Annotated in this window: 1 pseudogene; it reads right to left on the reverse strand. The window is 59.1% G+C overall.

The annotated features are described in order from the left end of the window. Positions 1-157, reverse strand: a pseudogene (locus LDK53_RS22795) (RHS repeat-associated core domain-containing protein); the annotation flags it as partial. Between the last annotated feature and the right edge of the window lie 68 nt (positions 158-225).

Raw genomic sequence — 225 nt, forward strand, 5'->3', positions numbered from 1 at the left:
GCTGCGTAAACCGTCCGCAGTCCGGGTCGTAATACCGGAACAGATTGTCGTGCAGTCCTGTCTCACGGTCCTGGTATTGCCCCTGCATCCGCAGGTTCTGAGAATATCCTGATCCCTGCGTCTCGCTCTCCCGCAACAGCTTGCCCCAGGCGGTGTTCGCCATCGTACCGGTAGTGCCGGATCTGGCCGTTATCCTTCTCTACGGTACGGCCGTGGATGTCATAG

This window comes from Enterobacter sp. K16B, assembly GCF_020216105.1.
In the GTDB taxonomy this organism is placed as follows: domain Bacteria; phylum Pseudomonadota; class Gammaproteobacteria; order Enterobacterales; family Enterobacteriaceae; genus Enterobacter; species Enterobacter sichuanensis.